At 69.3% G+C, this 25,117-nt stretch carries 22 protein-coding genes and 1 pseudogene; 7 read left to right on the forward strand and 16 right to left on the reverse strand.

What is annotated here, in order from left to right:
* From ABDW61_RS24645 to polA, 10 genes are all read right to left on the reverse strand, one after another.
* A partial coding sequence (locus ABDW61_RS24645) for a tripartite tricarboxylate transporter permease (RefSeq protein ID WP_343642578.1) occupies positions 1 to 1,193 on the reverse strand: 1,193 nt, incomplete at its 3' end.
* A gap of 10 nt (positions 1,194 to 1,203) precedes the next feature.
* On the reverse strand, positions 1,204 to 1,671 hold the full coding sequence (locus tag ABDW61_RS24650) for a tripartite tricarboxylate transporter TctB family protein (protein WP_343642579.1): 468 nt from the start codon (positions 1,669 to 1,671) through the stop codon (positions 1,204 to 1,206).
* Positions 1,672 to 1,831: 160 nt separating this feature from the next.
* A complete protein-coding gene (locus ABDW61_RS24655; protein ID WP_343642580.1) occupies positions 1,832 to 3,616 on the reverse strand; it encodes a GspE/PulE family protein in 1,785 nt (594 codons plus the stop codon).
* Positions 3,613 to 4,458 (reverse strand): spermidine synthase, encoded by an 846-nt coding sequence (locus ABDW61_RS24660; RefSeq protein WP_343642581.1) that lies wholly within the window; start codon positions 4,456 to 4,458, stop codon positions 3,613 to 3,615. The genes ABDW61_RS24655 and ABDW61_RS24660 overlap by 4 nt, the downstream gene beginning before the upstream one ends.
* Positions 4,459 to 4,497: 39 nt before the next feature.
* Positions 4,498 to 5,049 carry a DNA-deoxyinosine glycosylase gene (locus tag ABDW61_RS24665; RefSeq protein ID WP_343642582.1) on the reverse strand — a complete coding sequence of 184 codons (552 nt, stop codon included), beginning with the start codon at positions 5,047 to 5,049 and terminating at the stop codon, positions 4,498 to 4,500.
* Positions 5,042 to 5,908, reverse strand: a complete 867-nt coding sequence (locus ABDW61_RS24670; RefSeq protein WP_343642583.1) for a TatD family hydrolase — start codon at positions 5,906 to 5,908, stop codon at positions 5,042 to 5,044. Before ABDW61_RS24670 ends, ABDW61_RS24665 begins: the two co-directional genes overlap by 8 nt.
* A 26-nt stretch (positions 5,909 to 5,934) precedes the next feature.
* On the reverse strand, positions 5,935 to 6,825 hold the full coding sequence (gene purU / locus ABDW61_RS24675; protein ID WP_343642584.1) for a formyltetrahydrofolate deformylase: 891 nt from the start codon (positions 6,823 to 6,825) through the stop codon (positions 5,935 to 5,937).
* A 130-nt stretch (positions 6,826 to 6,955) separates the two neighbouring features.
* Positions 6,956 to 7,669, reverse strand: coding sequence for an ATP-binding cassette domain-containing protein (locus ABDW61_RS24680; protein WP_343642585.1), 714 nt, complete (start codon positions 7,667 to 7,669; stop codon positions 6,956 to 6,958).
* Positions 7,662 to 8,930: a lipoprotein-releasing ABC transporter permease subunit gene (locus tag ABDW61_RS24685; RefSeq protein ID WP_343642586.1), complete on the reverse strand. Its 1,269-nt coding sequence runs from the start codon at positions 8,928 to 8,930 to the stop codon at positions 7,662 to 7,664. The genes ABDW61_RS24680 and ABDW61_RS24685 overlap by 8 nt, the downstream gene beginning before the upstream one ends.
* Before the next feature lie 290 nt (positions 8,931 to 9,220).
* A complete protein-coding gene (polA, locus tag ABDW61_RS24690) occupies positions 9,221 to 11,998 on the reverse strand; it encodes a DNA polymerase I (protein WP_343642587.1) in 2,778 nt (925 codons plus the stop codon).
* A 114-nt stretch (positions 11,999 to 12,112) separates the two neighbouring features.
* Here polA and ABDW61_RS24695 point away from each other — a divergent pair, with 114 nt between their 5' ends.
* The 4 genes from ABDW61_RS24695 to ABDW61_RS24710 all read left to right on the forward strand — a co-directional run bounded on the left by ABDW61_RS24695 (position 12,113) and on the right by ABDW61_RS24710 (position 16,675).
* Entirely contained in the window at positions 12,113 to 12,481 is a 369-nt protein-coding gene (locus ABDW61_RS24695) for a hypothetical protein (RefSeq protein ID WP_343642588.1), read from the forward strand.
* A 50-nt stretch (positions 12,482 to 12,531) separates the two neighbouring features.
* A complete protein-coding gene (locus ABDW61_RS24700) occupies positions 12,532 to 13,515 on the forward strand; it encodes a homoserine kinase (RefSeq protein WP_343642590.1) in 984 nt (327 codons plus the stop codon).
* Complete coding sequence (locus ABDW61_RS24705; protein ID WP_343642591.1) at positions 13,512 to 14,357, forward strand: BPSS1780 family membrane protein; 846 nt, start codon at positions 13,512 to 13,514, stop codon at positions 14,355 to 14,357. Before ABDW61_RS24700 ends, ABDW61_RS24705 begins: the two co-directional genes overlap by 4 nt.
* Positions 14,358 to 14,482: 125 nt before the next feature.
* Positions 14,483 to 16,675, forward strand: a complete 2,193-nt coding sequence (locus ABDW61_RS24710; protein ID WP_343642592.1) for a PhoX family phosphatase — start codon at positions 14,483 to 14,485, stop codon at positions 16,673 to 16,675.
* 58 nt (positions 16,676 to 16,733) lie between these two features.
* Here ABDW61_RS24710 and ABDW61_RS24715 read toward each other — a convergent pair whose 3' ends face one another.
* From ABDW61_RS24715 to ABDW61_RS24725, 3 genes are all read right to left on the reverse strand, one after another.
* The gene (locus ABDW61_RS24715) at positions 16,734 to 18,068 is read right to left on the reverse strand and encodes a HipA domain-containing protein (RefSeq protein WP_343642594.1); all 1,335 of its coding nucleotides are present in this window, start codon (positions 18,066 to 18,068) and stop codon (positions 16,734 to 16,736) included.
* Positions 18,065 to 18,382, reverse strand: coding sequence for a helix-turn-helix transcriptional regulator (locus tag ABDW61_RS24720; protein ID WP_343642596.1), 318 nt, complete (start codon positions 18,380 to 18,382; stop codon positions 18,065 to 18,067). Before ABDW61_RS24720 ends, ABDW61_RS24715 begins: the two co-directional genes overlap by 4 nt.
* 130 nt (positions 18,383 to 18,512) lie before the next feature.
* A complete protein-coding gene (locus tag ABDW61_RS24725) occupies positions 18,513 to 20,945 on the reverse strand; it encodes a UvrD-helicase domain-containing protein (RefSeq protein WP_343642598.1) in 2,433 nt (810 codons plus the stop codon).
* A gap of 48 nt (positions 20,946 to 20,993) precedes the next feature.
* Here ABDW61_RS24725 and ABDW61_RS24730 point away from each other — a divergent pair, with 48 nt between their 5' ends.
* Both ABDW61_RS24730 and ABDW61_RS24735 read left to right on the forward strand, forming a co-directional pair.
* Positions 20,994 to 21,452: a YchJ family metal-binding protein gene (locus tag ABDW61_RS24730; protein ID WP_343642600.1), complete on the forward strand. Its 459-nt coding sequence runs from the start codon at positions 20,994 to 20,996 to the stop codon at positions 21,450 to 21,452.
* A 364-nt stretch (positions 21,453 to 21,816) separates the two neighbouring features.
* Complete coding sequence (locus ABDW61_RS24735) at positions 21,817 to 22,467, forward strand: pseudouridine synthase (RefSeq protein WP_343642602.1); 651 nt, start codon at positions 21,817 to 21,819, stop codon at positions 22,465 to 22,467.
* Here ABDW61_RS24735 and ABDW61_RS24740 read toward each other — a convergent pair.
* Both ABDW61_RS24740 and ABDW61_RS24745 read right to left on the reverse strand, forming a co-directional pair.
* Positions 22,460 to 23,542, reverse strand: a complete 1,083-nt coding sequence (locus tag ABDW61_RS24740) for an exo-alpha-sialidase (protein WP_343642604.1) — start codon at positions 23,540 to 23,542, stop codon at positions 22,460 to 22,462. The two genes, ABDW61_RS24735 and ABDW61_RS24740, sit on opposite strands and share 8 nt — an antisense overlap.
* 88 nt (positions 23,543 to 23,630) lie before the next feature.
* On the reverse strand, positions 23,631 to 23,900 hold the full coding sequence (locus ABDW61_RS24745; RefSeq protein WP_343642606.1) for a MoaD/ThiS family protein: 270 nt from the start codon (positions 23,898 to 23,900) through the stop codon (positions 23,631 to 23,633).
* 198 nt (positions 23,901 to 24,098) lie between these two features.
* Here ABDW61_RS24745 and rarD point away from each other — a divergent pair, with 198 nt between their 5' ends.
* Positions 24,099 to 24,953: an EamA family transporter RarD gene (rarD, locus tag ABDW61_RS24750; RefSeq protein WP_343642608.1), complete on the forward strand. Its 855-nt coding sequence runs from the start codon at positions 24,099 to 24,101 to the stop codon at positions 24,951 to 24,953.
* A 56-nt stretch (positions 24,954 to 25,009) separates the two neighbouring features.
* Here rarD and ABDW61_RS24755 read toward each other — a convergent pair.
* Positions 25,010 to 25,117, reverse strand: a pseudogene (locus ABDW61_RS24755) (IS110 family transposase); the annotation flags it as partial.

Raw genomic sequence — 25,117 nt, forward strand, 5'->3', positions numbered from 1 at the left:
ACGACGATGGCCGGGAACAGGAAGCGGTAGGGCACCGTCAGCAGCTTGATCCAGATGCCGATCAGCGGCAGGTTCAGGATCACCAGCATCAGGTTGCCGACCCACATCGAGGCGATCAGGCCCCAGAACAGTTCCGGGTTGCTGGTCATGACCTGCGGGCCGGGCTGGATGCCCTTGATGGTCATCGCGCCCACCATCAGCGCCATCACCGCGTTGGGCGGGATGCCCAGCGTCAGCATGGGGATGAAGGAGGTCTGCGCGCCGGCGTTGTTGGCCGACTCGGGACCGGCCACGCCCTGGATCGCGCCCTTGCCGAACTTCTCCGGCGTCTTGGAGATCTTCTTCTCCAGCGTGTAGGCGGCGAACGAGGCCAGCAGCGCGCCGCCGCCCGGCAGCACGCCCAGCAGCGAGCCCAGCGCCGTGCCGCGCACCACCGCCGGCCAGGCGTCGTGGAAGTCCTGCTTCGTGGGCCACAGGCCCTTCACGCTCTTGGTGAAGACCTCGCGATGCTCGGCCGGCTGGCCCAGGTTCGCGATGATCTCGCCGAAGCCGAAGATGCCCATCGCAATCACGACGAAGTTGATGCCGTCGGTCAGCTCGGGGATGTCGAAGGAGAAGCGCGGCGTCCCGGAGATCACGTCGGTGTTGATCTGGCCCAGCAGCAGGCCCAGCAGGATCATCGAGATCGCCTTGACCAGCGAGCCCGAAGCCAGCACCACCGCGCCGATCAGGCCCAGCACCATCAGCGAGAAGTACTCGGCGGGGCCGAACTTGAAGGCCAGCTCGGTCAGCGGCGGCGCGAAGGCCGCGATGATGACCGTGCCGACGCAGCCGGCGAAGAACGAGCCCAGGCCGGCGGCCGCCAGCGCCGAGCCGGCGCGGCCCTGGCGGGCCATCTGGTAGCCGTCGATCGCGGTCACGACGGACGAGGACTCGCCCGGCACGTTGATCAGGATGGCGGTGGTGGAGCCGCCGTACTGCGCGCCGTAATAGATGCCGGCGAGCATGATCAGCGCCGGCGTGGCGTCCAGCGAGTAGATCGAGGGCAGCAGCATCGCGATCGTGGCGACCGGGCCCAGGCCCGGCAGCACGCCGATCAGGGTGCCGAGCACCGCGCCGCCGAAGGCGTAGAGCAGGTTCTCCAGCGTGAACGCCGTGCCGAAACCCAGCATCAAGTTGTGGATCAGGTCCATGTGGTTCTCCTCAGCCGCCCAGGAACGCGGGCCAGACGGGGATCACCAGACTCAGACCCCAGACGAAGATGGCGTAGCTGCCCAAGGTGAGCACCACGCTGCTGAGCAGCGCGTCGCGCCAGCGGAATTCGTCGCTGGCCATCGAGACGCAGGTGATCAAGAGCGGCAGCGTGATGGCCATGCCCAGGCGGGGCAGCGCGAAGCCGAACAGCACGATCGAGCCCACGACGATAAGCAGCGGTTTCCACGCGAAGGCGCCGACGGGCTGGCCGCCCTCGGACTCGATCGTCAGCGCCTTGAACAGCACGATCGCGCCGAGCAGCGCGAGCAGGATGCCCAGGCCGAACGGGAAGTAACCCGGCCCGGGCCGGGCGGACGAGCCAAAGCTGTAATTCACGGCCGAGCCCCACGCGAACGCGACGCCAACGACCACGAACATCAGCCCTGACCAGAAGTCGCGTTGACTCTTGATCTTCATCGAGGGGACCTTTTTTGGCTTTGAATGGCGGCGATTCTAGGAATCGCGCCTCCCTCGGCGTCTGTGGATATCACGTAATGAGCGATGGCGCCAATCGCACAGCGCTTCAGAAACTCTTCACGCGCGCGACGCTCCCGGGCGGCGCGCGAACCGTGCGCGCTCAGGTCTCCCAGGTCGGCGTGCTGCGCAGCACCTCGTCCATGGTGGTGACGCCCTCGGCGACCTTCATGGCGCCGGCCAGACGCAGCGGCCGCAGCCCTTCCTGCAGGGCCTGGCGGCGCAGCGCCGTCATGTCGGTGTTCGGGTGCAGGTGCTTGCGCACGCTGTCGGTCAGCATCAGCAGCTCGTACAGGCCGGAGCGGCCGCGGTAGCCGGTGTTGCGGCAGTCCAGGCAGCCGACCGGTCTGTAGGGCTTGACGCCACCGTTGAGGCGCCAGGGCTTGAGCATCTCGTTGAGCGACTCGCGCGTGACGTCGGGGTCGGGCTGCTTGCAGTTGGGGCACAGCGTGCGCACCAGGCGCTGCGCGAGGACGCCGATCACGGTGGCGTCGATCAGGTAGTTGGGCACGCCCAGGTCCACCATCCGCGTGATCGCCGACGCCGAGTCGTTGGTGTGCAGCGTCGAGAACACCAGGTGGCCGGTCAGCGAGGCCTGGATCGCCATCTCGGCGGTCTCCAGGTCGCGGATCTCGCCGACCATGATGATGTCCGGGTCCTGGCGCATCAGCGCGCGCAGGCCCTCGGCGAAGTTGAAGTCGATGGCCGGCTGCACCTGCGACTGGTTGAAGGCGGGCTCGATCATCTCGATCGGGTCCTCGACGGTGCAGACGTTGACCTCCTCGGTGGCCAGGCGCTTGAGTGTCGAGTACAGCGTCGAGGTCTTGCCGCTGCCGGTCGGCCCGGTCACCAGGATGATCCCGTGCGGCCGGCTGGTGAGGCGGTTCCAGCGCTCGGCGTCGTGGCCGGAGAAGCCCAGCTGCGCCAGGTCCTTGACGGCGGTGTCGGGGTCGAAGATGCGCATCACCATCTTCTCGCCGAAGGCGGTGGGCAGCGTCGACAAGCGCATTTCCACTTCCTCGCCGGCGGGGTTGCGGGTCTTGATGCGGCCGTCCAGCGGGCGGCGCTTCTCCACCACGTCCATGCGGCCCAGCAGCTTGATGCGCGCGGTCATGGCGCTCATCACGGTGGGCGGCAGCTGGTAGACGGTGTGCAGCACGCCGTCGATGCGGAAGCGGATCACGCCCATCTCGCGGCGCGGCTCGAGGTGGATGTCGCTGGCGCGCTGGTCGAAGGCGTACTGCCAGAGCCAGTCGACGACCTGCACCACGCCCTGGTCGTTGGCGTCGAGCTGGCGGTTGCTGCGGCCCAGCTCGACGAGCTGCTCGAAGCTGGCGGGCTGGTTGACCTCGCCCGACTTGGTGGCCGCGCGCACCGAGCGCGCCAGCGTGAAGAACTCGGTCGTGAGGCGCGAGATCTCCTGCGGATTGGCCAGCACCAGCTTGACCCGCTTGCGGGTGTGCGATTCGATCTGCGGCACCCAGCCGGTGTCGCTGGGCTCGGCGGTGGCGATGGTGACGTCGGTCAGGCCGACCTGGATGGGCAGGCAGCGGCGCGCCTCGGCATAGCTGGCGGACATGACGTCGGCGACGCGGCCGACGTCGACCTTCAGCGGGTCGATGCGCACGTAGGGGAGCTGGAGCCGGCCGGCCAGCCACTCGGTCAGTTGCTCGATGTCCAGGGGCCGGCCGTTGGCCGTGCGGATCAGGCCGGCATTGCCCAGGCGCACCAGCGGATGCAGCGCGCTGTGGCCGGCGCCCAGGCGAGCCTCCGTGCGCTGCACCTGCTCGGCGTCGATGACGCCGTCCTCCGCGAGCCAGTGCAGCAGTTGGCGCCACTCCAGCTTGCTGCCTGCGGTCTCCTCGCCCTTGGCGTGCTTGTGCTTCATGGTTCTTGTGCTTCGCTGGTCGGTGCCGCCATCCGGTCGGCGTGGATCTGCTGGATCACGTTCATCGGCAGCGGCCGCACCAGCTTCAGCCACTTGCGGGCCGGCAGCTCGAAACGGGCCTCGATGTGGCCGGCGCGCTGCTCGAGCACCTCGCGCTCCGGCACGGTCACGCCGCGGGCCGCCACGACGATGGTGTTGCCCTCGCGGGTCGGCGTCAGGTGCCAGACCTGGTCCGAGCCGAACACCTTGGCGATGCGCGCGGCGCTGCGGGCGAAGCTGGCGCTGCGGCCGAACAGGTTCACCGTCATCAGCCCGCCGTCGGCGAGCACGCGGCGGCAGCCGGCATAGAAGGCTTCGTCGTCGAGCACCGGCGCGGCGGCCTCATGGTCGTAGAGGTCGACGTTGAGCACCTGCGCCAGGCCCCAGTTCGCGGCGTCGGCGACCCAGCGGCCGGCGTCCTCGTTGAGCACGCGCAGCCGCTCGTCGTCGTCGGGCAGGTGGAACCAGTGGCGGTTGGCGCTGATGACGGTCGGATTGATCTCGACCGCGGTGGTCTTCATCTTCAGCTGCTTGCGGCAAAAGCGCGTCAGCGCGCCTGCGCCCAGGCCCAACTGCACCGCCTGGCCCTGCGTCATCTCGCGCACGTCGCGCCACAGCATCCAGGCCATCATGCGCTGGATGTATTCAAGCTCGAGCTTCTCCGGCTTCTTGACGCGCATGGCGCCCTGCACCCAGATCGAGTCCAGGTGCAGGAAGCGCACGCCGTCGAATTCGCTCAATGTCGCCTCGACCCATTCGGCCGTTCTGCCGCCCTTGTGCTTGGAGTCCCGGTGCTTGCTCACGGCTGTCGTTCCCACGCCGGGTCCGCGGGCCCGGTCTTGTCAGAGGTCGTTCAAGGGCCCGGCGAGCTGTCGCCAGGCGCGAAGCTTGTCATCGTAGGGCATCGTGTGGGCCGGACTGGAACTGGGCAGCCCCAGCACGCGGTAACGGGCTGCAAGCGGGCCGAGCTGCCTGAGCCCGAGGCGCAAGGCCGTGCCGCCGTTGAAGCCGATGACGCGCAGCGCCGGCAACTGCGCGAGCAGGCGGCCCAAGTCGCTGGCGGCGGGATGGCGGATGGCGCTGTCGAGGCTGCCGGCGCGCTCGGTCTCGGTGATGACGTCCCAGAGGGCGACGCGGTGCGCGCGCAGCGCGGTCAGGCGCTCGGGATAGCCCATGGCCGCGAGATCGGCGCCGAAGACGTCGCCGACCAGGCGCCAGAACTGGTTGCGCGGATGGCCGTAGTACTGCTGCGCGCGCAGCGAGGCCACGCCGGGGAAGCTGCCGAGCAACAGCCAATGCGCATCGGGCGCGTGCACCGGCGCCAGGCCCTGCCAGCGCGCCGCCTCGGCTGTGGCGCCGGCGCTGGCGTCGATGGCGCTACCGCGGTCAGCCATGCGATCCGGCGTCGCGCGCTGGCGGCGCGTCCACGGCATCGAGCGCATCGAGCGCGGCCAGCCGGGGCAGCGCGGCGCGCGCGTTGCGCGTGGTGATCGCGGCGGCCTGCTCCGGCGTCCAGCCGCGCAGCCCGGCCAGGCAGGCGCCGATGCGCGGCAGCTCGCCCGGCTCGTTGCGCGCGGTCGCGCCCGCGGCGCGTTCCTCGGCGGTGCGATACAGCCAGTGCGGCGGGATGTCGGGCGCGTCGGTCTCGACGACCAGCGTCTCCTCCGGCAGCTCGGCGGCCAGGCGGCGGATCTGCAGCGAGCGGTCGAAGGTCAGCGTGCCGCCAAAGCCCAGCTTGAAGCCGAGTTCGACGAAGGCATCCGCCTGCTGCCGGCTGCCATTGAAGGCGTGGCCGATGCCGCCGGTCTCCAGGCCGACGCGGCGCAGGCCGGCGAGCAACTGGTCCGCGCTGCGGCGCACATGCAGGATCACCGGCAGCCGGTGGCGCTTCGCGAGCTTGAGCTGTTCGACATAGAAGTGGCGCTGCGTGGCCTCGTCCAGGGTCTTGACGAAGAAGTCCAGTCCGATCTCGCCGATGCCGACCAGGCGCGGATCGTCGCGGCACTCGGCGAGCATCCGGTCCAGCCGCGCGAGGTCGTCCTCGCGCGCCTGCATCACGTACAACGGATGGATGCCCAGCGCATAGCTGAAGCCCTGCGCATGCGCGAGCGCCCTCACCTGCTCGAAGTGCCCGGCCACGACCGCCGGGATCACGATCTGCGACACGCCCGCCGCGCGGGCGCGCGCGATGACCGCGTCGCGGTCGGCGTCGAACTCGGACGCGTCCAGGTGGCAGTGGGTGTCCGTCCACATGGCAGGCCTGACGGACACGCGCGGGCTCAGCGGAAGACGACGGTGCGGTGGCCGTTCAGCAGCACGCGGTGCTCGGCATGCCACTGGATCGCGCGGGCCAGCGTCACGCACTCGGTGTCGCGGCCGATGGCCACGAGCTGGTCCGGCGTCATCGAGTGATCGATGCGGGCCACGTCCTGCTCGATGATCGGCCCCTCGTCCAGGTCGGAGGTCACGTAGTGCGCGGTCGCGCCGATCAGCTTGACGCCGCGCTCATGGGCCTGGTGGTACGGGCGCGCGCCCTTGAAGCTGGGCAGGAAGCTGTGGTGGATGTTGATCGCGCGTCCCTCCAGGAAGCGGCACATCTCCGGCGACAGGATCTGCATGTAGCGCGCCAGCACGACCAGGTCGATCTGCTGTTCCTCGATCAGCTCGCGGATCTTGCGCTCCTGGGCCTGCTTCTGCTCCTCGGTGGCGTGCAGCAGCGGCAGGTGGTGGAAGGGGATGTCGTGCGAGGCCGCCAGCTGATAGAAGTCGCGGTGGTTGGAGACGATGGCCGGGATCTCGATCGCGAGGTGGCCGGTCTGGACGCGGAACAGCAGGTCGTTCAGGCAGTGGCCGAGCTTGGACACCAGCAGCAGCACGCGGGTCTTGCGCTGCGCGTCGACCAGCTCCCAGTCCATGGACAGCCGCGCGGCCAGCGGCGCGAACACCTCGCGCAGCGCGGCCGCGGGGCGCGGCTGGGCGCACTCGAACTCGATGCGCATGAAGAAGCGGCGATGGTCCGCATCGCCATGCTGGGCCGAGGTCAGGATGTTGGCGCCCTGCTCCAGCAGCACGCCGGTCACGGCATGCACGATGCCGGCCTGGTCGGGACAGCTGAGCTTCAGGATGAAGCGGGTGGACGGGGATTCCGGGGAAAACGTCGAGGCGGTCATGGTGACGCGCATCGTAATCGAGCGGGCGGCGCGGGCCGGGGCGAGCGCCCCGGACATGCCTCGCGATCGGGCAACCCAGCCTCGGGCAACCCAGCCTCGAACCACCCGGCCTCGGGCGGTCCGGGCGGACTCAGCCCGCGAGCGGCTGCAGCGCGCCGTTGACCAGGCGCCGCTGATGCTCGCAGCGTCCGGCCAGGTCCTGGTCGTGCGTGACCATCACGAAGGCGGTCCCCAGTTCGCGGGCCATCTCCAGCATCAGGTCGAAGACGGTGGCGGCGGTGGCGCGGTCCAGGTTGCCGGTGGGCTCGTCGGCCAGCACGCAGGCCGGGCCGGTGACCAGCGCGCGGGCGATGGCCACGCGCTGGCGCTCGCCGCCGGAGAGCTCGCCGGGCCGGTGCTGCACGCGCGCGCCCAGGCCGACGCGCGCCAGCACCTTTTCGGCCTGCGCGCGCGCCTGCTCCTGCGGCACGCGGCGGATGCGCAGCGGCATCGCGACGTTGTCCAGCGCGCTGAACTCCGGCAGCAGGTGGTGGAACTGGTAGATGAAACCCAGATGCTGATTGCGCCAGTCGCCGCGGGCCTTCTGGCCGAGCGACGCGAGGTCGCGGCCCATCAGCTCGACCCGGCCGGCGCTGGGTTCGTCCAGGCCGCCCAGCAGGTGCAGCAGCGTGCTCTTGCCCGAGCCCGAAGCGCCCAGCACCGCCAGCGTCTCGCCGGCGCGCACCGTCAGGTCGAGCTGGTCGAAGACCTGCACCTTGAGCGGCCCCTCGACGAAGCGCTTGCCCAGGCCCAGGCTCTGCAGGACCACCTGGCCAGCGGCGCGGCCGTTGCGGATCTCATTCATAGCGCAGCGCCTCCGCCGGTTGGACGCGGCTGGCGCGCCAGCTCGGATACAGCGTCGCGACGAACGCCAGGATCAGCGAGATCACGGTGATGGGGATGATGTCGGCCCATTGGGGATCGCTGGGCATGTGGCTGATGACGTAGATGCTGGCCGGCAGGAAGGTCGTGTGCAGCAGCCGCTCGATGAAGGGAACGATGACGTCCAGGTTGTGCGCCACCAGCAGGCCCAGGCCCAGGCCGCCGAAGGTGCCGATCACGCCGGCCAGCGCGCCCTGGATCATGAACACGCCCATGATGGAGCGCGGACTCGCGCCAAGGGTGCGCAGGATGGCGATGTCGGCCTGCTTGTCAGTGACGGTCATCACCAGCGTCGACACCAGGTTGAAGGCCGCCACCGCCACGATCAGCGTCAGGATGATCCCCATCATCCGCTTCTCGACCTGCACGGCGTCGTACCAGTTGGCGTTGGTGCGCGTCCAGTCGCGCACGTAGATGGCGCGGCCGTCCTGCAGCATCTGGCGCTGCAGCTGGGCACCCACCTCGCGCGCCTGCTGGACGTCGCGCAGCTTGAGCTGCACGCCGCTGGGCGTGCCGGTGCGGAAGACCTTGGCGGCATCACCGACATGGATCAGCGCCAAGCCGCTGTCATACTCGTAGTGGCCGGCTTCGAAAACGCCGACGAGCGTGAACTGACGCAGCGTCGGCTGCACGCCCAGCGGCGTCACCTGGCCAGAAGGGATCGCCAGCGTGATCTTGTCGCCTCGCTGGACACCAAGCTGGCGCGCCAACTCGACGCCCAGGATCACGTTCCACTGGCCCGGCACCAGGCGCTCGAGCAAGCCCTGCTTCGCAAGCTCCGCAGCGATCGGAGTGACCGAAGGCTCGAAAGCCGGGTCGATGCCGCGCACGATGGTGCCCCTCATGTCAGAGCCGCGCGCGATCAGCGCCTGGCCCGAGACGAAGGGGGCAGCAGCGACGACTTCAGGGTTGCGCTTCGCCAGATCAGCAATAGCGCGCCAGTCAGGGAGCCCCTCGCCACTGTCGTTCAGCAACTCGACGTGCGCGATGACCGACAGCATCCGGGAACGGACTTCCTTCTGGAAGCCGTTCATCACCGAGAGCACGATGATCAGCGCGGCGACACCCAGCGCAATGCCGAACATCGAGACGCCGGAGATGAAGGAGATGAAGCGGTTGCGGCGCCCCCCACGCCCAGCTCGCGTGTAACGCCAGCCGATCTGCAACTCATAGGGCCAATTCATAGGGGATGGATCATAGGGCGGGGAAACTTAGAACTCCCTCGCCCTGAGAACTCCTCGTCCCCCGAGAACTTCCTCGCCCTGAGAACTCCCTCGCCCCGCTTGCGGGGAGAGGGCGGGGGAGAGGGGGCGTCGAAGTACGCCGGTCGTGCCCTTCCGAGAGCCCCCTCTCCCCTGCCCTCTCCCCCCTCGCGGGGGCGAGGGAGTTCTTGCCCCCCCGGTGAGGGGCGGGAGTTCTTGGCCCCCCCGTGAGGGGTGGGAGTTCTTGGGGCGAAGGACCGTGGCGCTGGCAGTCAGTGCGCCTCGTCCCAGTTGGCGCCGACGCCCACTTCAGCCAGCAGCGGCACCTTGAGCGCCGCGACACCCGCCATCAGCGTCGGCACTTCCGCCTTGACCCAGGCCAGTTCCTCGTCCGGCACCTCGAAGACCAGCTCGTCATGCACCTGCATCACGATGCGCGTCTTCTTCCCCTGCTCGTCCAGCGCCTGCTGCACCGCAATCATCGCCAGCTTGATCAAGTCCGCCGCCGTGCCCTGCATCGGCGCATTGATCGCCTGACGCTCCGCCCCGCTCCGGCGCGGCCCATTCCCCGAATTGATCTCCGGTAGCCACAACCTGCGCCCGAACACCGTCTCGACATAGCCCTTCGCCTTCGCGAACTGCTTCGTGTCGTCCATGTACCGCCGCACCCCCGCGAAGCGCGTGAAGTAACGATCGATGTAGTCCTTCGCCGCCTTCTGCTCAATGCCCAGCGACTGCGCCAGCCCGAACGCCCCCATCCCGTAGATCAGCCCGAAGTTGATCGTCTTCGCATACCGCCGCTGCTCCGGCGTCACCGCCTCCAGTCCGCCACCGAAAACCTCCGCCGCCGTCGCCCGGTGCACGTCCTGACCTTCCTGGAAAGCCTTGAGCAGGCCCGGGTCCTCGCTCATGTGCGCCATGATCCGCAACTCGATCTGCGAGTAGTCCGCCGACACGATCACATGCCCCGGCGGCGCGATGAAAGCCTCCCGCACGCGCCGCCCATCGGCCGTGCGGATCGGAATGTTCTGCAGGTTGGGCTCGTTGCTCGACAGCCGCCCCGTCACCGCCACCGCCTGCGAATAAGTGGTGTGCACCCGCCCCGTCTTCGCGTTGACCATCAGCGGCAGCTTGTCCGTGTAGGTGCTCTTGAGCTTGGACAGCGCGCGGTACTCCAGGATCTTGGCCGGCAGCGGGAAATCCGCCGACAGCTTCTCCAGCACCTCCTCGTCGGTCGACGGCGCACCCGTCGCCGTGCGCTTGACCACCGGCAGCCCCAGCCGGTTGAACAGGATCTCGCCAATCTGCTTGGGCGATCCGATGTTGAACGGCTGCCCCGCGATCTCATACGCCGCCTGCTCCGCCGCCACCATGCGCTGGCCCAGATCGGCGCTCTGCGCCTGCAGCTTCGCGGCGTCGATCAGCACGCCGTTGCGCTCGATGCGCGCCAGCAGCGCCGACACCGGCATCTCCACCTGCTCGTAGATGAACTTCAGCCCCGCGTCCGCCTCCAGCCGCGGCAGCAGCGTCTGGTGCACGTGCAGGCACATCTCGGAGTCCTCGCAGGAATACTCCGAGGCCTTCGCCACCTCGACCTGCGCGAACGGAATCTGGTGCGCGCCCTTGCCGCACAGGTCCTCGTAGCTCAGCCCCTTGCGGCCCAGCACGCGATCGGCCAGCGCCTCCAGCCCATGGCTGCGATGGGCCTCCAGCACGTAGCTCTCGAGCATCGTGTCGTAGGCCGCGCCCTGCACCGCGATGCCGTGGTTGGCCAGCACGTGGGTGTCGTACTTGAGGTTCTGCGCGACCTTCTTCTTCAGCGGATCCTCGAACCAGGGCTTGAGCCGCGCCAGCACCTCGTCCATCGGCAGCTGCTCGGGCGCGTCCGGGCCCTCGTGGCGCAGCGGGATGTAGGCCGCCTCGCCCGGCTTGACGCTGAAGCTGATGCCGACAATGCGCGCCTGCATCGGATCCAGCGAGTCGGTCTCGGTGTCGAAGGCGGCCAGCTCGGCCGCGTTCAGCTTCTCGAGCCAGACGTCCAGGCGCGAGAAGTCGATGAGGGTCTCGTACTGCTTGTCGATCGGGATGGCCGGCGGCTCGTGCCCGGCGAAGGCGTCGGCCTGGCGCGGCGCGCCCAGGTCGGCCTCGGCGGCCGCGTGTTTGGGCGCGGCGCCGCCCAGCTTGGCTTCCAGGTCCCGCTTCCAGGTCTTGAAGCCGTTGCGGGCGTAGAACTCGAGCAGCCCCGCCTCGTCGACCGGGTTGAAGGCCAGCGCCTCCAGCGCGGGCCAGCCGCTCACATGCAGGCACAGGTCGCAGTCCACCTTCACCGTCACCAGCTTGCGGCCCATCGGCAGCCAGTCCAGCGCCTTGCGCAGGTTCTCGCCAGCCACGCCCTTGATCTTGTCCGCGTTGGCGATGACGCCATCCAGCGAGCCGTGCTCGCCGATCCACTTGGCCGCCGTCTTCGGACCGACCTTCTCGACGCCCGGCACGTTGTCCACGGTGTCGCCCATCAGCGTCAGGTAGTCGATGATCCGGTCCGGCGGCACGCCGAACTTGGCCACCACGCCAGCCTCGTCCAGCTTCTCGTTGCTCATCGTGTTGATCAGCGAGACATCCGGCGTGACCAACTGCGCCAGGTCCTTGTCGCCGGTGGAGATCACCACCTGGTGCCCCGCCCGCGCCGCCACCCGGGACAGCGTGCCGATGCAGTCGTCGGCCTCGATGCCGGGCACCGTCAGCACCGGCCAGCCCAGCAGCTTCACCACCTCATGGATCGGGTCGATCTGCGCCCGCAGGTCGTCGGGCATCGGGGCGCGCTGGGCCTTGTACTCGGGGTACCACTCGTCGCGGAAGGTCGGGCCGGAAGCGTCGAACACGCAGGCCGCGTGCTCGGCGCCGTAGTCGTCGCGCAGCTTCTTCAGCATCGCCACCATGCCGTGGATGGCGCCCGTGGGCTGGCCATCGGGGCCGCGCAGGTCGGGCATCGCGTGATAGGCACGGTAGAGATAGCTGGAACCGTCGACCAGCAGCATCAGAGGTTTGCTCATCCCGCCATTGTTGCAGGCGCGCGCCACCCGCCCCTGTCAGCAGGCGCGGCCTTCGGCGGGCCCTCGCCCGAGGGAAGGGGTTTTCCAGGAGCGGGGCATAGAATCGCCCCCACCATGAACACCACCCGCCTCGCCCCGCTGCTCGCCGTCCTGACCGCGCTGTCGCTGCCGGCCTCCGCGGCTTTCGCGGCCGATGCGCCCGCGGCGCCGGCGCCGGCCACGGCATCAGCCCCGGCCGAGCCGCAGAAGTTCCGCGACGTGCCGGACGTCAAGGTCGAGCAGCTCGTCAACGAGGACGACAAGGTCCGCATCGAGGAGACCCGAGTGCGGGGCCTGACCCAAAAGGTCGTGGTCAAGAACAAGGACAGCAAGGCGCCCGAGTACGAGATCCTGCTCGGCGACAGCGGCCGCGACCTCCCCACCCGTCAGGGCACCGACCGCGGCAACGCGGGCGCGCGCGTCTGGCGCATCTTCAATTTCTGACCGGCGCGGCCCGGCACGGGCCCGCCCCGGTTCCGCTCTTTCTCCGCTTCATGGCCGTATTCACCGACGTCTCGCCCGAGCAGGCGCAAGCCCTGCTCGACACGCTGAACCTGGGCGAACTGCAGTCGCTCAAGGGCATCACCGCCGGCATCGAGAACACCAACTACTTCGTCACCACGACGCGCGATGGCGAGCGCCACGAGTACGTGCTGACGATCTTCGAGCGGCTGACCTTCGAGCAGCTGCCGTTCTATCTGGAACTGATGCGCCACCTGGCCCGCCGTGGCGTGCCGGTGCCGGCGCCGCAGCCCGACGCGCAGGACCGCATCCTGCATACCGTCGCCGGCAAGCCGGCCGCGGTGGTCGACAAGCTGCGCGGCGGCCATCAACTGGCGCCCGATGAATTCCACTGCGCCCAGGTCGGCGCCGGGCTGGCCCGCATGCACCTGGCCGGCCAGGATTTCCCGCTGCATCAGGACAACCTGCGCGCGCTGCCCTGGTGGCGCGAGACGGTGCCGGTCGTGCTGCCGCACCTCACGCCGGAACAGGCCGAACTGCTGACCGCCGAACTGGCCTTCCAGGAGCAGCTCGCCCCGGCCGCCGCCGCGCTGCCCCGCGGCCCGATCCATGCCGACCTGTTCCGCGACAACGTGATGTTCGACGGCCTGCCCGGCCGGGAGATGCTCAGCGGCTTCTTCGACTTCTACTTCGCCGGCGTCGACAGCTTCCTGTTCGACCTGTGCGTCTGCCTGAACGACTGGTGCATCGACCTGGACAGCGGCCGCCTGGACGAGCAGCGCGCCAGCGCCTTCGTCAAGGCCTACGAGTCGGTGCGTCCGCTCACCGGCGCCGAGCACCGCCTGCTGCCCGGCCTGCTGCGCGCGGCGGCGCTGCGCTTCTGGATCTCGCGCCTGTGGGACTTCCACTTGCCCCGCGAGGCCAGCCTGCTCCAACCCCACGACCCGGCCCATTTCGAGCGCGTCCTGCGCGAGCGCATCGCCAGACCCTGGCATGCGCTGGAGTCCCTGCCATGATCCTGCACCTGCAATCGGTCCCGCCGCGCAACGGCCTGCTCTGGGTGCGCCACGGACTCAAGGTGCTGCAGCGCAAGCCGATCGCGCTGATCGGCCTGCTCGCCGTGTTCCTGCTGGTGAGCTCGCTGCTGCAACTGGTGCCGCTGCTGGGCCAGCTCATCGTGCTGGCGGCGATGCCGCTGGTGTCGCTGGCCTTCATGCTGGCCTCGCACCAGGTGCTGCAGTCGCACACGCCGACGGCCACCGTCTTCGTGCAGCCGCTGCAGCTGACCAAGGAGCGCCGCCGCGCCCAGTTGCTGCTGGGCCTGCTCTACGCGGCAAGCATCGTCGCGGTGATGTTCCTGGCGCACTGGCTGGATGGCGGCGCGCTCGTGCGCGCGGTCGGCCAGGTCGCCGCGGCCAGTGGCGACAGCGCCGACAAGGTCGACCCGAAGATCGTCGAAGCCACCATGACTGCCCCCGAGGTGACGACCGGCATCGCGCTGCGGCTGCTGCTCACCACGCTGCTGTCGATCCCGTTCTGGCACGCGCCGGCGCTGATCCACTGGGGCGGCCAGGGCGTGATGCAGGCGCTGTTCTCGAGCACGCTGGGCGTGTGGCGCAACAAGGGCGCTTTCGCGCTGTCGGGCCTGGCCTGGGTCGGACTGGCCTTCGGCACGACGCTGCTGCTGACCTTCGCCGGGCTGCTGCTGGGGCTGGTCAACGCGCTGCCCTACCTGCTGGTGCCGCTGTCGATGATCCTGATGACGGGCTTCTACTGCTCGCTGTACTTCACCTTCATCGACTGCTTCATGTTCGGCGCCCCGCGCGACCTGCCGGAAACTTCCAGCACCCCCTCCTGACCGCCATTCGCCCGGCCGTCACGGCGCTCCGCGCCGAGAGAAATCCCTAACGCGGCTTTCACGTCTTCGTCACCTGCCCTTCGCAGAATCCGCCCGCACTTTTCATTGCAGCGGAGCCTTCACGAATGAGCAAGCAGCACGACATCGCGGCCAGCCAGGACGCGGTCAACGATTACGACGAGGACGCGGTGGTCAACCCGTCCGCCAATCCTCACTTCGAGGACATCCTCGCCGCGCGCCTGTCGCGCCGCGTCGCCCTGAAGGGCGGCCTCAGCACCACCGCCGCCGCGCTGCTGGGCGGTTCGATCCTCAGCGCCTGCGGCGGCGATGGCGGCGGCGATGCCGCTCCGGCCCCGGCGCCTGCGCCGGCCCCCGCCCCCGCGCCGCTGAAGATCGGCTTCACCGCCGTGGCCAAGAACAAGAACGACCTGGTGACCGTGGCCGAGGGCTACAACGTCAGCATCCTGCACGCGCTGGGCGACCCGATGCACTTCGGCGACGAGTCCTGGAAGGACGACGGCTCCGAGTCCGCCGACTCCTACAACCGCCGCATCGGCGACGGCCATGACGGCATGTACTGGTTCGGCCTGTCCGAGACCGGCAGCTACGACGCCAAGCGCTCCGACCGCGGCCTGCTGGCCTGCAACCACGAGTACGTGGTCGCCCCCTACGTGATGCATCCGAATGGCCGCAGCGCCGGCGCGGCGCGCAACGCGGCCGAGGTGGAGAAGGAGATCTACGCCCACGGCGTCAGCATCGTCGAGGTCAAGCGCGATGGCGGCAACGCGGCCATGGTGCGCGGCTCGCGCTACAACCGCCGCGTGACCTCGGCCACGACGATGGACTTCACCGGCCCGGCCAAGGGCAACGCGCAGCTGCAGACGCTGTTCAGCCCCACCGGCGTGCAGACCCGCGGCACCAACAACAACTGCGCCAATGGCTACACGCCGTGGGGCACCTACCTCACCTGCGAGGAGAACTACCTCAACGTGATCAGCCGCGCCGCCGGCGACGACGCCCAGCGCAGCGCCAAGGAAGTGGTGAGCCTGGCCCGCTACGGCCTGCCGCAGAACCGCAAGAGCCCCTACCTGTGGGACACGGCCGGCAGCGCCGACCTGTTCGCGCGCTGGAATTCGTCGGCGACCGCCGGCGCCGCGGCGGCCGACTACCGAAACACGATCAACACCTTCGGCTGGGTGGTGGAGATCGATCCGTTCGCGCCCGACTCGACGCCGGCCAAGCGCACCGCGCTGGGCCGCTTCAACCATGAAGGCGCCTGGCCCGCGGAAGCGGTCGCCGGCAAGCCGGTGGTGATCTACATGGGCGACGACTCGCGCAACGAGTACATCTACAAGTTCGTCTCCAAGGCCAACTGGGACGCGGCCGACGTCGGCAAGGGCATGGCCGCCGGTGCCAAATACCTGGACGAGGGCACGCTGTACGTGGCCAGGTTCAATGCGGATGGCAGCGGCACCTGGCTCGAACTGAGCTTCGGCAAGAACGGCCTGGACGCCGCCAACACGACCTATGCCTTCGCCGACCAGGGCGACGTGCTGATCAACGCGCGCCTGGCCGCCGACGTGCTGGGCGCGACCAAGATGGACCGGCCGGAATGGGGCGCGGTGAACCCGGTCAATGGCGAGGTCTACATGACCCTGACCAACAACAGCACCCGCACCGCCGCGACCGCCAATGCGGCCAACCCGCGCGTCTACGTCGACATGAAGGGCACGGCCTCGCAGGCGGGCAACCCGAACGGGCACATCATCCGCTGGCGGGAGGACGCGGCCGACGTCACGAAGATGACCTGGGACGTGTACCTGTTCGGCGCACAGCAGGATGCGGCGGCGGACGTGAACCTGTCGTCGCTGACGGACGTGAACGACTTCTCCAGCCCGGACGGTCTGTACTTCGACAAGCGCGGCATGCTGTGGATCCAGACGGACGACGGCGCGTACACCGACGTCACCAACTGCATGATGCTGGCGGCGCTGCCGGGCAAGGTCGGCGACGGCGGCGTGGCCACGGCCGCGGGCGGGATGCAGACGCGCTCGGGCGCGAAGGCGACGGCGGACACGCTGCGCCGCTTCCTGGTCGGTCCGAAGGAATGCGAGATCACCGGCATCGCGATGACGCCGGACTACAAGACGCTGTTCTTCAACGTGCAGCACCCGGGCGAGGACACCGCCCCGGACTGGGCCGCCAAGACCTTCGGCAGCTACTGGCCGGCCAACCAGGCCGACGCGACGGTCAAGAAGCGTCCGCGCTCGGCGACGGTCGTCATCACCCGCAAGGACGGCGGCGAGATCGGACTCTGATCCGCCTCACCCGCTGAGCGCGAAGCCCGCCATCTGGCGGGCTTTTTCGTTGCGCGGGCTAGAGGTCCTCTGGCTTGACCTTCGGGATCTCGCCGGCCAAACGGCGCTGACGCGCGCAGGTCGAGGCGAGCACGTCGATGATGGCGTCGCTCACCCTCGGCGGAACGACGTCCGCCAGTTCCCGCGCGAGCTTGGGCGCCTCGGCGGTCAGCGTCTCGGTCAGCCGGCGCAGGTCCTGCGCGAGCTGGCGCGGCGCCACGCCGCATTGCTTGGCGAAGCAGGCCCACTCGAACGGCGTGAGCTCAGGCTCGCTGAAGGCGTCGCCGATGGCCATCGCCTGCGGATGATCGAAGCCCAAGGGGGGCATGCACACGATGTCGTAGGCCGGGGCCAGGCGGACCCCACCGTGATCGACGAAGAACGAAACGTTCTTGCCGTGCGCATCGCTATTCCCGATCAGCAGCTGAAAGATGACCCACCGCACCAACGCGCGGCTGTCGACCAGCGGCGAGGGACTATGAGCAAGAAGCCCGAAGAGTCGTGGAAGCGACACGCCATCACGCCGATGCGCCTGGCCAGCAATGCCTTCAAGCGAACGCTCGTACTTCAGCGAGGGCGGCCATCCCAGTGCCTGGCAGGCATCGATCACGTGGAGCCTGCGCACGCGGCCATCGTCGAGCCGCTGCCGATCGAAGCGCTGCACGAGCAGCACGGGCTCCGGCACGCGGTGCAACTGCACCGGTGCGACGTCCAGGCCGACGCGCGCGGCCAGGCTCATGCAGAAGTATTCGTTGAACGGCAGATCGCCCAGCGACTCGGCCACGGGCGCGGGCTTCAGCACATGCGTCGACGCCATCTGCGGGCCATCGACCAGATGCCATCCGCCATCCGGCTCGACATACACGCCGAGCTTGTCCTGGCATCCGGCCAAAGCGCCTCTCACCTGCCCATCCCACACCCCGAACGCCTGTTCCTCGCGATGCCGGATCCGCTCGGACAATTCCTCGCTCGTGATCAGGCGTTGCGCTGGCCCGGCCGGACGCTCGCGGCGCTCCGGCAGCAGCCGCACGGCACCCGCCATCTCGCGGCCCATTCGCTGCAAGGCGCCGAACACATCGCCCTGCGGCAGGCCCAGCGCCGCGAAGGTCTGCCGCCGCGCCTCGCCTTCCGGAAGCAGGTTCTCGAAATAGGTCAGCACCGCGTCGTCCGTGAGCTCGCTCCCGGGCCCGCCACGCGGCGGCAACGGCAGCGATGGCGCAAGGGGAAACGCCAGCGGCTCCGAGGTCCATCGCTCGAGGTAACCCAGGGACAGGCGCGCCCTCGCGCCTTCACCGTCGACCGGCTTGAGCCAGCCGACTTCATGTTCGTCGAGCCAGACCTCCAGACCGGTCATGCGTCGTCGAGGTCGGAGAACTTGGAGTCGCGCGCGGTGCGGATGGCCCGGCGGACCACCTCGCGCTGCTGCGAGGGCACGGCGAAGAGGCTCACGCCCAGCGCCCGCGCGGCCTTGAGCACGGTGGACAGACTCACGCCGCCCTGCCCCGTCTCGATGTTGATCAGCGTCTGGCGCGACATGCCGAGCGCCTCGGCCGCTTCGACCAGCGGCAGGCGCGCGGTCGTTCGCGCGGCCCGCACGGCGGCACCCAGCGCCATCGCGTCTTCAATCATTGGATCGTCGGGTGGATCGATCGGTACAACAGTGCGCATGGAGATTCCAGAATCAAAGACATAGTCATCGGATCTCCCTCCCTGGCAATCGTGATTCCTGTTTGCTGGAATCTTTGACGCCTCCGCCGCATTCTGCGCCCGGACAGCCATTCCCGCCGGCGCTGGCCCATCACTCGATCGGCGTCAGCTTCGCCACGCTGAGGGCCAGCCACTTCGTGCCATGCCGGCCGAAGTTCACCTGGGCTCTCGCGTCGGGCCCGCTGCCTTCCAGCGTGAGCAGCACGCCCTCGCCGAACTTGTTGTGGAAGACCGGCTTGCCCACGCGCAAGCCACCGTGCTGGTCGCCGGTCTTCTCCGCCGCCGACTGCTTCATCGCGCTGGGCACCGGCGCCTGCGGGAAGGCGCCTGGATCGACGCGCCCCGCGCCGACCATCGACTTCAATCCCGAGCCGCGCTGCCACGCCTGCTGGTAGTCCCGCGCGAAGCCCGAGCCGAAGCCCTGGTTGCGCGGCGTCAGCCACTTCAGCGTCTCCTCCGGGAGCTCCTCCATGAAGCGGCTCTTGATGTTGTAGCGCGTCTGCCCGTGCAGCATCCGCGTCTGGCAGAAGCTGATGTACAGCCGCTGCCGCGCCCGCGTGATCGCGACGTACATCAGGCGGCGTTCCTCCTCGAGCCCGTCCGCGTCGGACAGCGAGTTCTCATGCGGGAACAGGCCTTCCTCCAGCCCGGTGATGAACACCGCGTCGAACTCCAGCCCCTTGGCCGAGTGCACCGTCATCAGCTGGATCGCGTCCTGCCCGGCCTGCGCCTGGTTGTCGCCCGCTTCCAGCGACGCGTGCGTCAGGAAGGCCGCCAGCGGCGAGATGATCTCGCCCGTCTCCGCGTCCGGCGTGGCCGGCGCCGCGGGCGCGACGGCCGCCGGCAGCCCGTCCGCGATCGCGCCGGGCGAGTGCTCGTCCACCGGCAGCGCCACCGCGTCCTTGCCGAAGCCCTCCTGCGTCACGAAGGCCTCCGCCGCGTTCACCAGTTCGCCCAGGTTCTCCAGCCGCTCCTCGCCTTCCTTCTCGGCGCGATAGAACGTGGCCAGCCCGGAATGCTCGATGACGTGCTCGATGATCTCGCGCAGCGTCAGGCCGGTGGTGGCCTCGCGCATCGCGTCGACCATGCCGACGAAGCCGCCCAGGCTCGCGCCGCCGCGGCCGCCGACCGCGCCCACGCTCTGGATCAGCGAACGCCCGCTCGCGCGCGCCGCGTCCTGCAGCTGCTCGACCGTGCGCGCGCCGATGCCGCGCGCCGGGAAGTTCACCACGCGCAGGAAGCTGGTGTCGTCGTTGGGGTTCTCGATCAGGCGCAGGTAGGCCAGCGCGTGCTTCACCTCGGCGCGCTCGAAGAAGCGCAGGCCGCCGTAGACGCGGTAGGGGATGCCGGCGTTGAACAGCGCCGACTCGATCACCCGCGACTGCGCGTTGCTGCGGTAGAGCACCGCGATCTCGCTGCGCGGCAGGCCCTGGCGGTGCAGCGCCTGCGCCTCCTCGAGCAGCCACTGGGCCTCGGCGAAATCGCTGCTCGCCTCGTAGACGCGCAGCGGCTCGCCCGGGCCGGCCTCGGTGCGCAGGTTCTTGCCCAGGCGCCGGCTGTTGTTGCTGATCAGCGCGTTCGCGGCATCCAGGATGTTGCCGAAGCTGCGGTAGTTCTGTTCCAGCTTGACGACCTGGCGCACGCGGTACTCGCGCTCGAAGTCGGCCATGTTGCCCACCCGCGCGCCGCGGAAGGCGTAGATGCTCTGGTCGTCGTCGCCCACCGCGAACACGCCCTGCCCGCGTCCCGGCGGCGCGAACATCTTCAGCCAGGCGTACTGCAGCTTGTTGGTGTCCTGGAACTCGTCGACCAGCACGTACTGGAAGCGGCGCTGGTAGTGCTCGCGCACCTGCGCGTTGTCGCGCATCAGCTCGTAGGAGCGCAGCATCAGCTCGGCGAAGTCCACGACGCCCTCGCGCGTGCACTGGTCCTCGTAGGCCTGGTAGATCTCGACCAGCTTGCGGGTCTGCTCGTCGCGCAGGTCGATGTCCTTGGGACGCAGCCCGTCCTCCTTCGCGCCGGCGATGAACCACGACACCTGCTTGGGAACGAAGCGCTCCTCGTCCAGGTTCATCGCCTTGATCACGCGCTTGACCGCCGAGACCGTGTCGCCCGCGTCCAGGATCTGGAAGCCTTGCGGCAGGCCGGCCAGCTTCCAGTGCGCGCGCAGGAAGCGATTGCACAGGCCATGAAAGGTGCCGATCCACATGCCGCGCACGTTCACCGGCAGCATCGCGGAGAGCCGGGTGACCATCTCCTTGGCGGCCTTGTTGGTGAAGGTCACGGCCATCACGCCGGCCGGCGTCACCAGCCCCTGGCTCATCAGCCAGGCGATGCGCGTGGTCAGCACCCGCGTCTTGCCGGAACCGGCACCCGCCAGGATCAGCGCGGGCTCCTGGCCCAGCGTCACCGCGGCGTACTGCTCGGGATTGAGGTTGTCCAGCAGACCGCGCGGCGCGCGGGGCGTGAACAGGTCGTCTTGCGGCGGGGTCGGGCGGCCGTCGCCGAAATCCTGGGAATTCATCCAGCCATTCTAGAGAGGCTGGAAAGACGCTGGCATCATGCCGACCCCATGAAGCCTGAAAAAACCAAGACCGCGGCCAGCAGCGCGGCGCCCGCCGGGTCCCTGTCCCCGTCCTCGTCCGCCCCATGTCCCTGCGGCAGCGGCCAGCCGTACAGCGCCTGCTGCGGCGCGCTGCACCGCGCCTTCGCCGAGCACGGCGCGCTCGCGGCGTCCGACGCGCAGGCGCTGATGCGCTCGCGGTACACGGCCTACACGCTGGACCTGATCCCCTACCTGCTGGCCACCTGGCATCCGGACACCCGTCCGCAGACGCTCGAACGCGGCCAGGCCGAGTTGCGCTGGCTCGGTCTGGAAGTGCGCCGGCATGAACGCCAGGACGCCGATCACGAGACGGTGGAATTCGTCGCGCGCAGCAAGGTCGCCGGACGCGCGCAGCGCATGCACGAGATCAGCCGATTCGTGCGCGAGGGCGGCGTGTGGCTGTACGTGGACGGGCGGATCGACTGAGCACCCGCACGGCCGGCGTGCGCCGCACGGCGCCGCCCAATGCCATCAGCAGCCGATCCAGCAGGGAACGGTGACCGACGTGAAACTCCTGAGGCATGGCGAACTCCTGCTGGCTGCGGACCGGATGAGGAAGGCCGCCGTTGATGGCGGCCAGGAAATGCCTGCTGCGATGATGAGAAGCGGGCGTGACAGGATTTTGGCGATCGGAGCTGTTGCCGCCCGCTCCCCCCAAACGGGGAGAAGCGGGCAAAAGGCAGGCGAAAAGCTGGCAAATACCGGTCCTGCCGTGCGCAGGCCGTCCCCTTCAGCGATGACATCCCTCCTCCCCCTCCTCCCCCTCCTCCATCTTGACGACGACCTTGCGGTGATCGACAAGCCCGCCGGTTTGCTCGTGCACCGCAGCGCGATCGACGCGCACGAGGACGATGCCGCCCTGCAGCGCCTGCGCGATCAACTCGGCCGGCCGGTATGGCCGGTGCACCGGCTCGATCGCGGCACCTCGGGCGTGCTGGTCTTCGCGCTGAGCGCGGAGGTCGCGAGCCGGCTTGGCGTCGCGCTCGCGGAGCGGCTCACCCGCAAGCGCTACCTCGCGCTGGTGCGCGGATGGCCGGCGGACGACGGCGGCGTCATCGATCACCCGCTCGCGCGCGATCCGGAGCTGCCCTCCGCCGGTCAGCCGCACCTGGAGGCGCAGACGCACTGGACCTGCCTGCGCCGCCACGAGCTGCCGGTGTCCACCGATCCACGCTTTCCCACCACGCGCGTGGCGCTGCTCGCGTGCGAGCCGGTCCAGGGCCGGCGCCATCAGATCCGGCGCCATCTGAAGCACATCGCGCATCCGATCGTCGGCGACGCCAATCACGGCAAGGGGCCGCTGAATCGCGCGCTCGCGCAGCATCTGGGCCTGCATCGGCTGTGGCTGCATGCGCAGCGCCTGACGCTGACCCATCCGGTCAGCGGCGCCGTGCTTGAACTCGAGGCCTCACCCGGCCCGGAATGGGCGCCCTTCAGCTGAAGCGCAGCGCGTAGATCGGCGGCAGGTGGCCGGCGATGAGTTGCCAGCGATCGCCGGCGTCGTCGGTCGCCCAGAGGTTGCCCGTCGTGCTGCCCATCAGCAGGCGGCGGCCATCGTCATGCACGGCCAGGCCATGGCGGTAGACCAGGTCATAGCAGTGCGCCTGCGGCAGGCCGCTGCGCAAGGTCTCGAAAGTCTTGCCGCCGTCGCGCGTGCGGTTGACCGCCAGCGCCCCATCCACCGGCAGCCGCTTCTCGTCCTTGATGCCCGGCACGAACCACGCGGTGTCCGGATCGCCCGCATGCGCCGCAACGGCGAAGCCGAAGCCCGACAGTGGCGGCTTGATCTCCGTCCACTGGGCGCCGCCATCGGCCGAGCGCCAGACGCCGTTGTGGTGCTGGCACCAGAGCACGTCCGGATCCGCCGCGCTGGCCACGATGCGGTGCGGGTCCTGGGTGTTCTCCTCGCCCTGCTGGTCGGGCGGCATGAAGTCGGCTCGCATGCCCTTGGCGCTGATGCGCCAGCTCGCGCCGCCGTCGTCGCTGCGCCACGCGCCCCCACAGGAGATGCCCAGCAGCAGGCGCTTCGGGTCGCGCGGATCGATGTTGATCGAGTGGATGCCCGGCGCGTCGTAGCCGCCGCCGAACCAGCCCAGCCGCTCGGGCTTGCTCCACAGCGCGTCGACGAGCTGCCAGGTCTCGCCGTGGTCGGCGCTGACGAACAGGCCGCCGGGGATGGTGCCGGCCCAGAGCCGGCCGTCGCCGCCGCGCTCCAGCGACCAGATCTGCAGCAGCTTCCAGGCGGGGCCGTCGGCACCTTCGGGCTGCGGCGGAAAGGCCGGCGGCGCGAGCTCGCGCCAACTGGCGCCGCCGTCGTCGGAGGCCTGCAGCTTCACGCCGAAATGGCCCAGGTTCAGCGCGGCGAACATCCGTCCGCCGCCCGCCGGCGGCGGCAGCACCATGCTGACGGGGTCCCCCACGAAGCTGTGGCGTCCGATCGACCATCCCCCTTGCGCGGGGTCGTGGCGGAGTTCGAACAAGCCCTTGCGAGTGGCGGCCCAGGCGGTGGTGATCATCGAAGTCTCCTTGAGGACGAGGGGCTGGCGTGACCTGATACGACGATCGGGCGGGGGCCGATTCGACAAGGGCGGCGGGATGCGGCGGTCAGCCGCCCGAGAGCGCCTGCAGCACGTACACCTTGGACTGCGCGGAGAGCGGATCGCTGAGCTCGCTGCGGTCGCGCGCGCGGTGGCCGTCGATGAACACGGCCACATGCGTGCGCAGATGGCCTTGGTCGTCCAGGATGTAGCCGCGCAGGCGGGGGTTGTGGTCGAAGGCGAGGGTCAAGGCCTCGCCAAGGGTGCGGGCATCGCAGTCGAGCTTGGGGGTGTCGACGAAGCGCTGCAGCTGCGAGGTGAATTCGACGTAGGCCATGGCCCGCATCCTGCGCCGGTGATGGCCCGCTGAAAAGAGGGGCGTCCGCAGGCGGGCCCTCGTTCGGGGGACGGCTTGGGCAGAATCGCGGGCCCTTCGCCCCGACACCCCATGACGAACGACACCCGAGACGCCGCCGCATCGCCGGCATCGCCCCCCGCAGCCGCTGCAGCCGACCATGACCACGCGCGCGCCGGCATGCTCTACGCGGCGCTCGCCTACATCGCGTGGGGGCTGTTCCCGCTCTACTTCAAACGCTTGAGCGACGTCGACGCGATCGAGGTCATCGCGCATCGGACGCTGTGGTCGATGGTGTTCGTCGCGCTGCTGCTGACGGCACTGCGGCGCTGGGCCTGGCTGGGGCCGGTGCTGCGCTCGCCCAGGCTGCTGGGCACCTGCGCGGCCTCAGCGCTGCTGCTGTCGACCAACTGGCTGGTCTATGTGTGGGCGGTGCAGCACGGGCACGTCGTCGAGGCCAGCCTGGGCTACTTCATCAATCCGCTGGTCAACGTGATGCTGGGCTTCGTGTTCCTCCGCGAGCGACTGCGGCCGGTGCAGTGGCTCGCGATCGGACTGGCCGCGGCGGGCGTGCTGTGGCTGACCGTCGCCGCCGGGCGGCTGCCGTGGATCGCGCTGATGCTGGCGGTGAGCTTCGGGGTCTACGGGCTGATGCGCAAGACGGCGCATCTGGGGGCGCTGGAGGGGCTGTCGCTGGAGACGCTGATCCTGTCGCCCTTCGCGGCGGCGGCGCTGCTGTGGTGGACCAGCCAGGGCACGAGTGCGTTTGCGGCGGGGGACGCGGCAAGGATCGGGTGGCTGCTGCTGGCCGGTCCGCTGACGGCGGTGCCGCTGCTGCTCTTCGCGGCGGGCGCGCGGCGCATCACGCTGACGACACTCGGACTGGTGCAATACCTGTCGCCGACGATCCAGTTCCTGCTGGGGGTGTGGCTCTATCACGAGCCGCTCGCCGGCGCGCGACTCGTCGGCTTCGCGCTGATCTGGTCGGCGCTGGCGGTCTACAGCGCGGAAAGCCTCTGGCGGAATCGGCGCTGACGGCACGCACGCCCCTCACCAACTCCCTCGCCCCCGACAGGGGGAGAGCAACCGTGTCAAGCGCTCTCGATTTGCCTCCATGGTTGACCGGACTTGAGGATGGCGTTGAGGATGATCAGCAGCTTGCGCATGCACGCGGTCATGGCGACCTTGTAGGCCTTTCC

Origin of the sequence: Roseateles sp., from assembly GCF_039595595.1 — a bacterium.
GTDB lineage: Bacteria > Pseudomonadota > Gammaproteobacteria > Burkholderiales > Burkholderiaceae_C > Roseateles.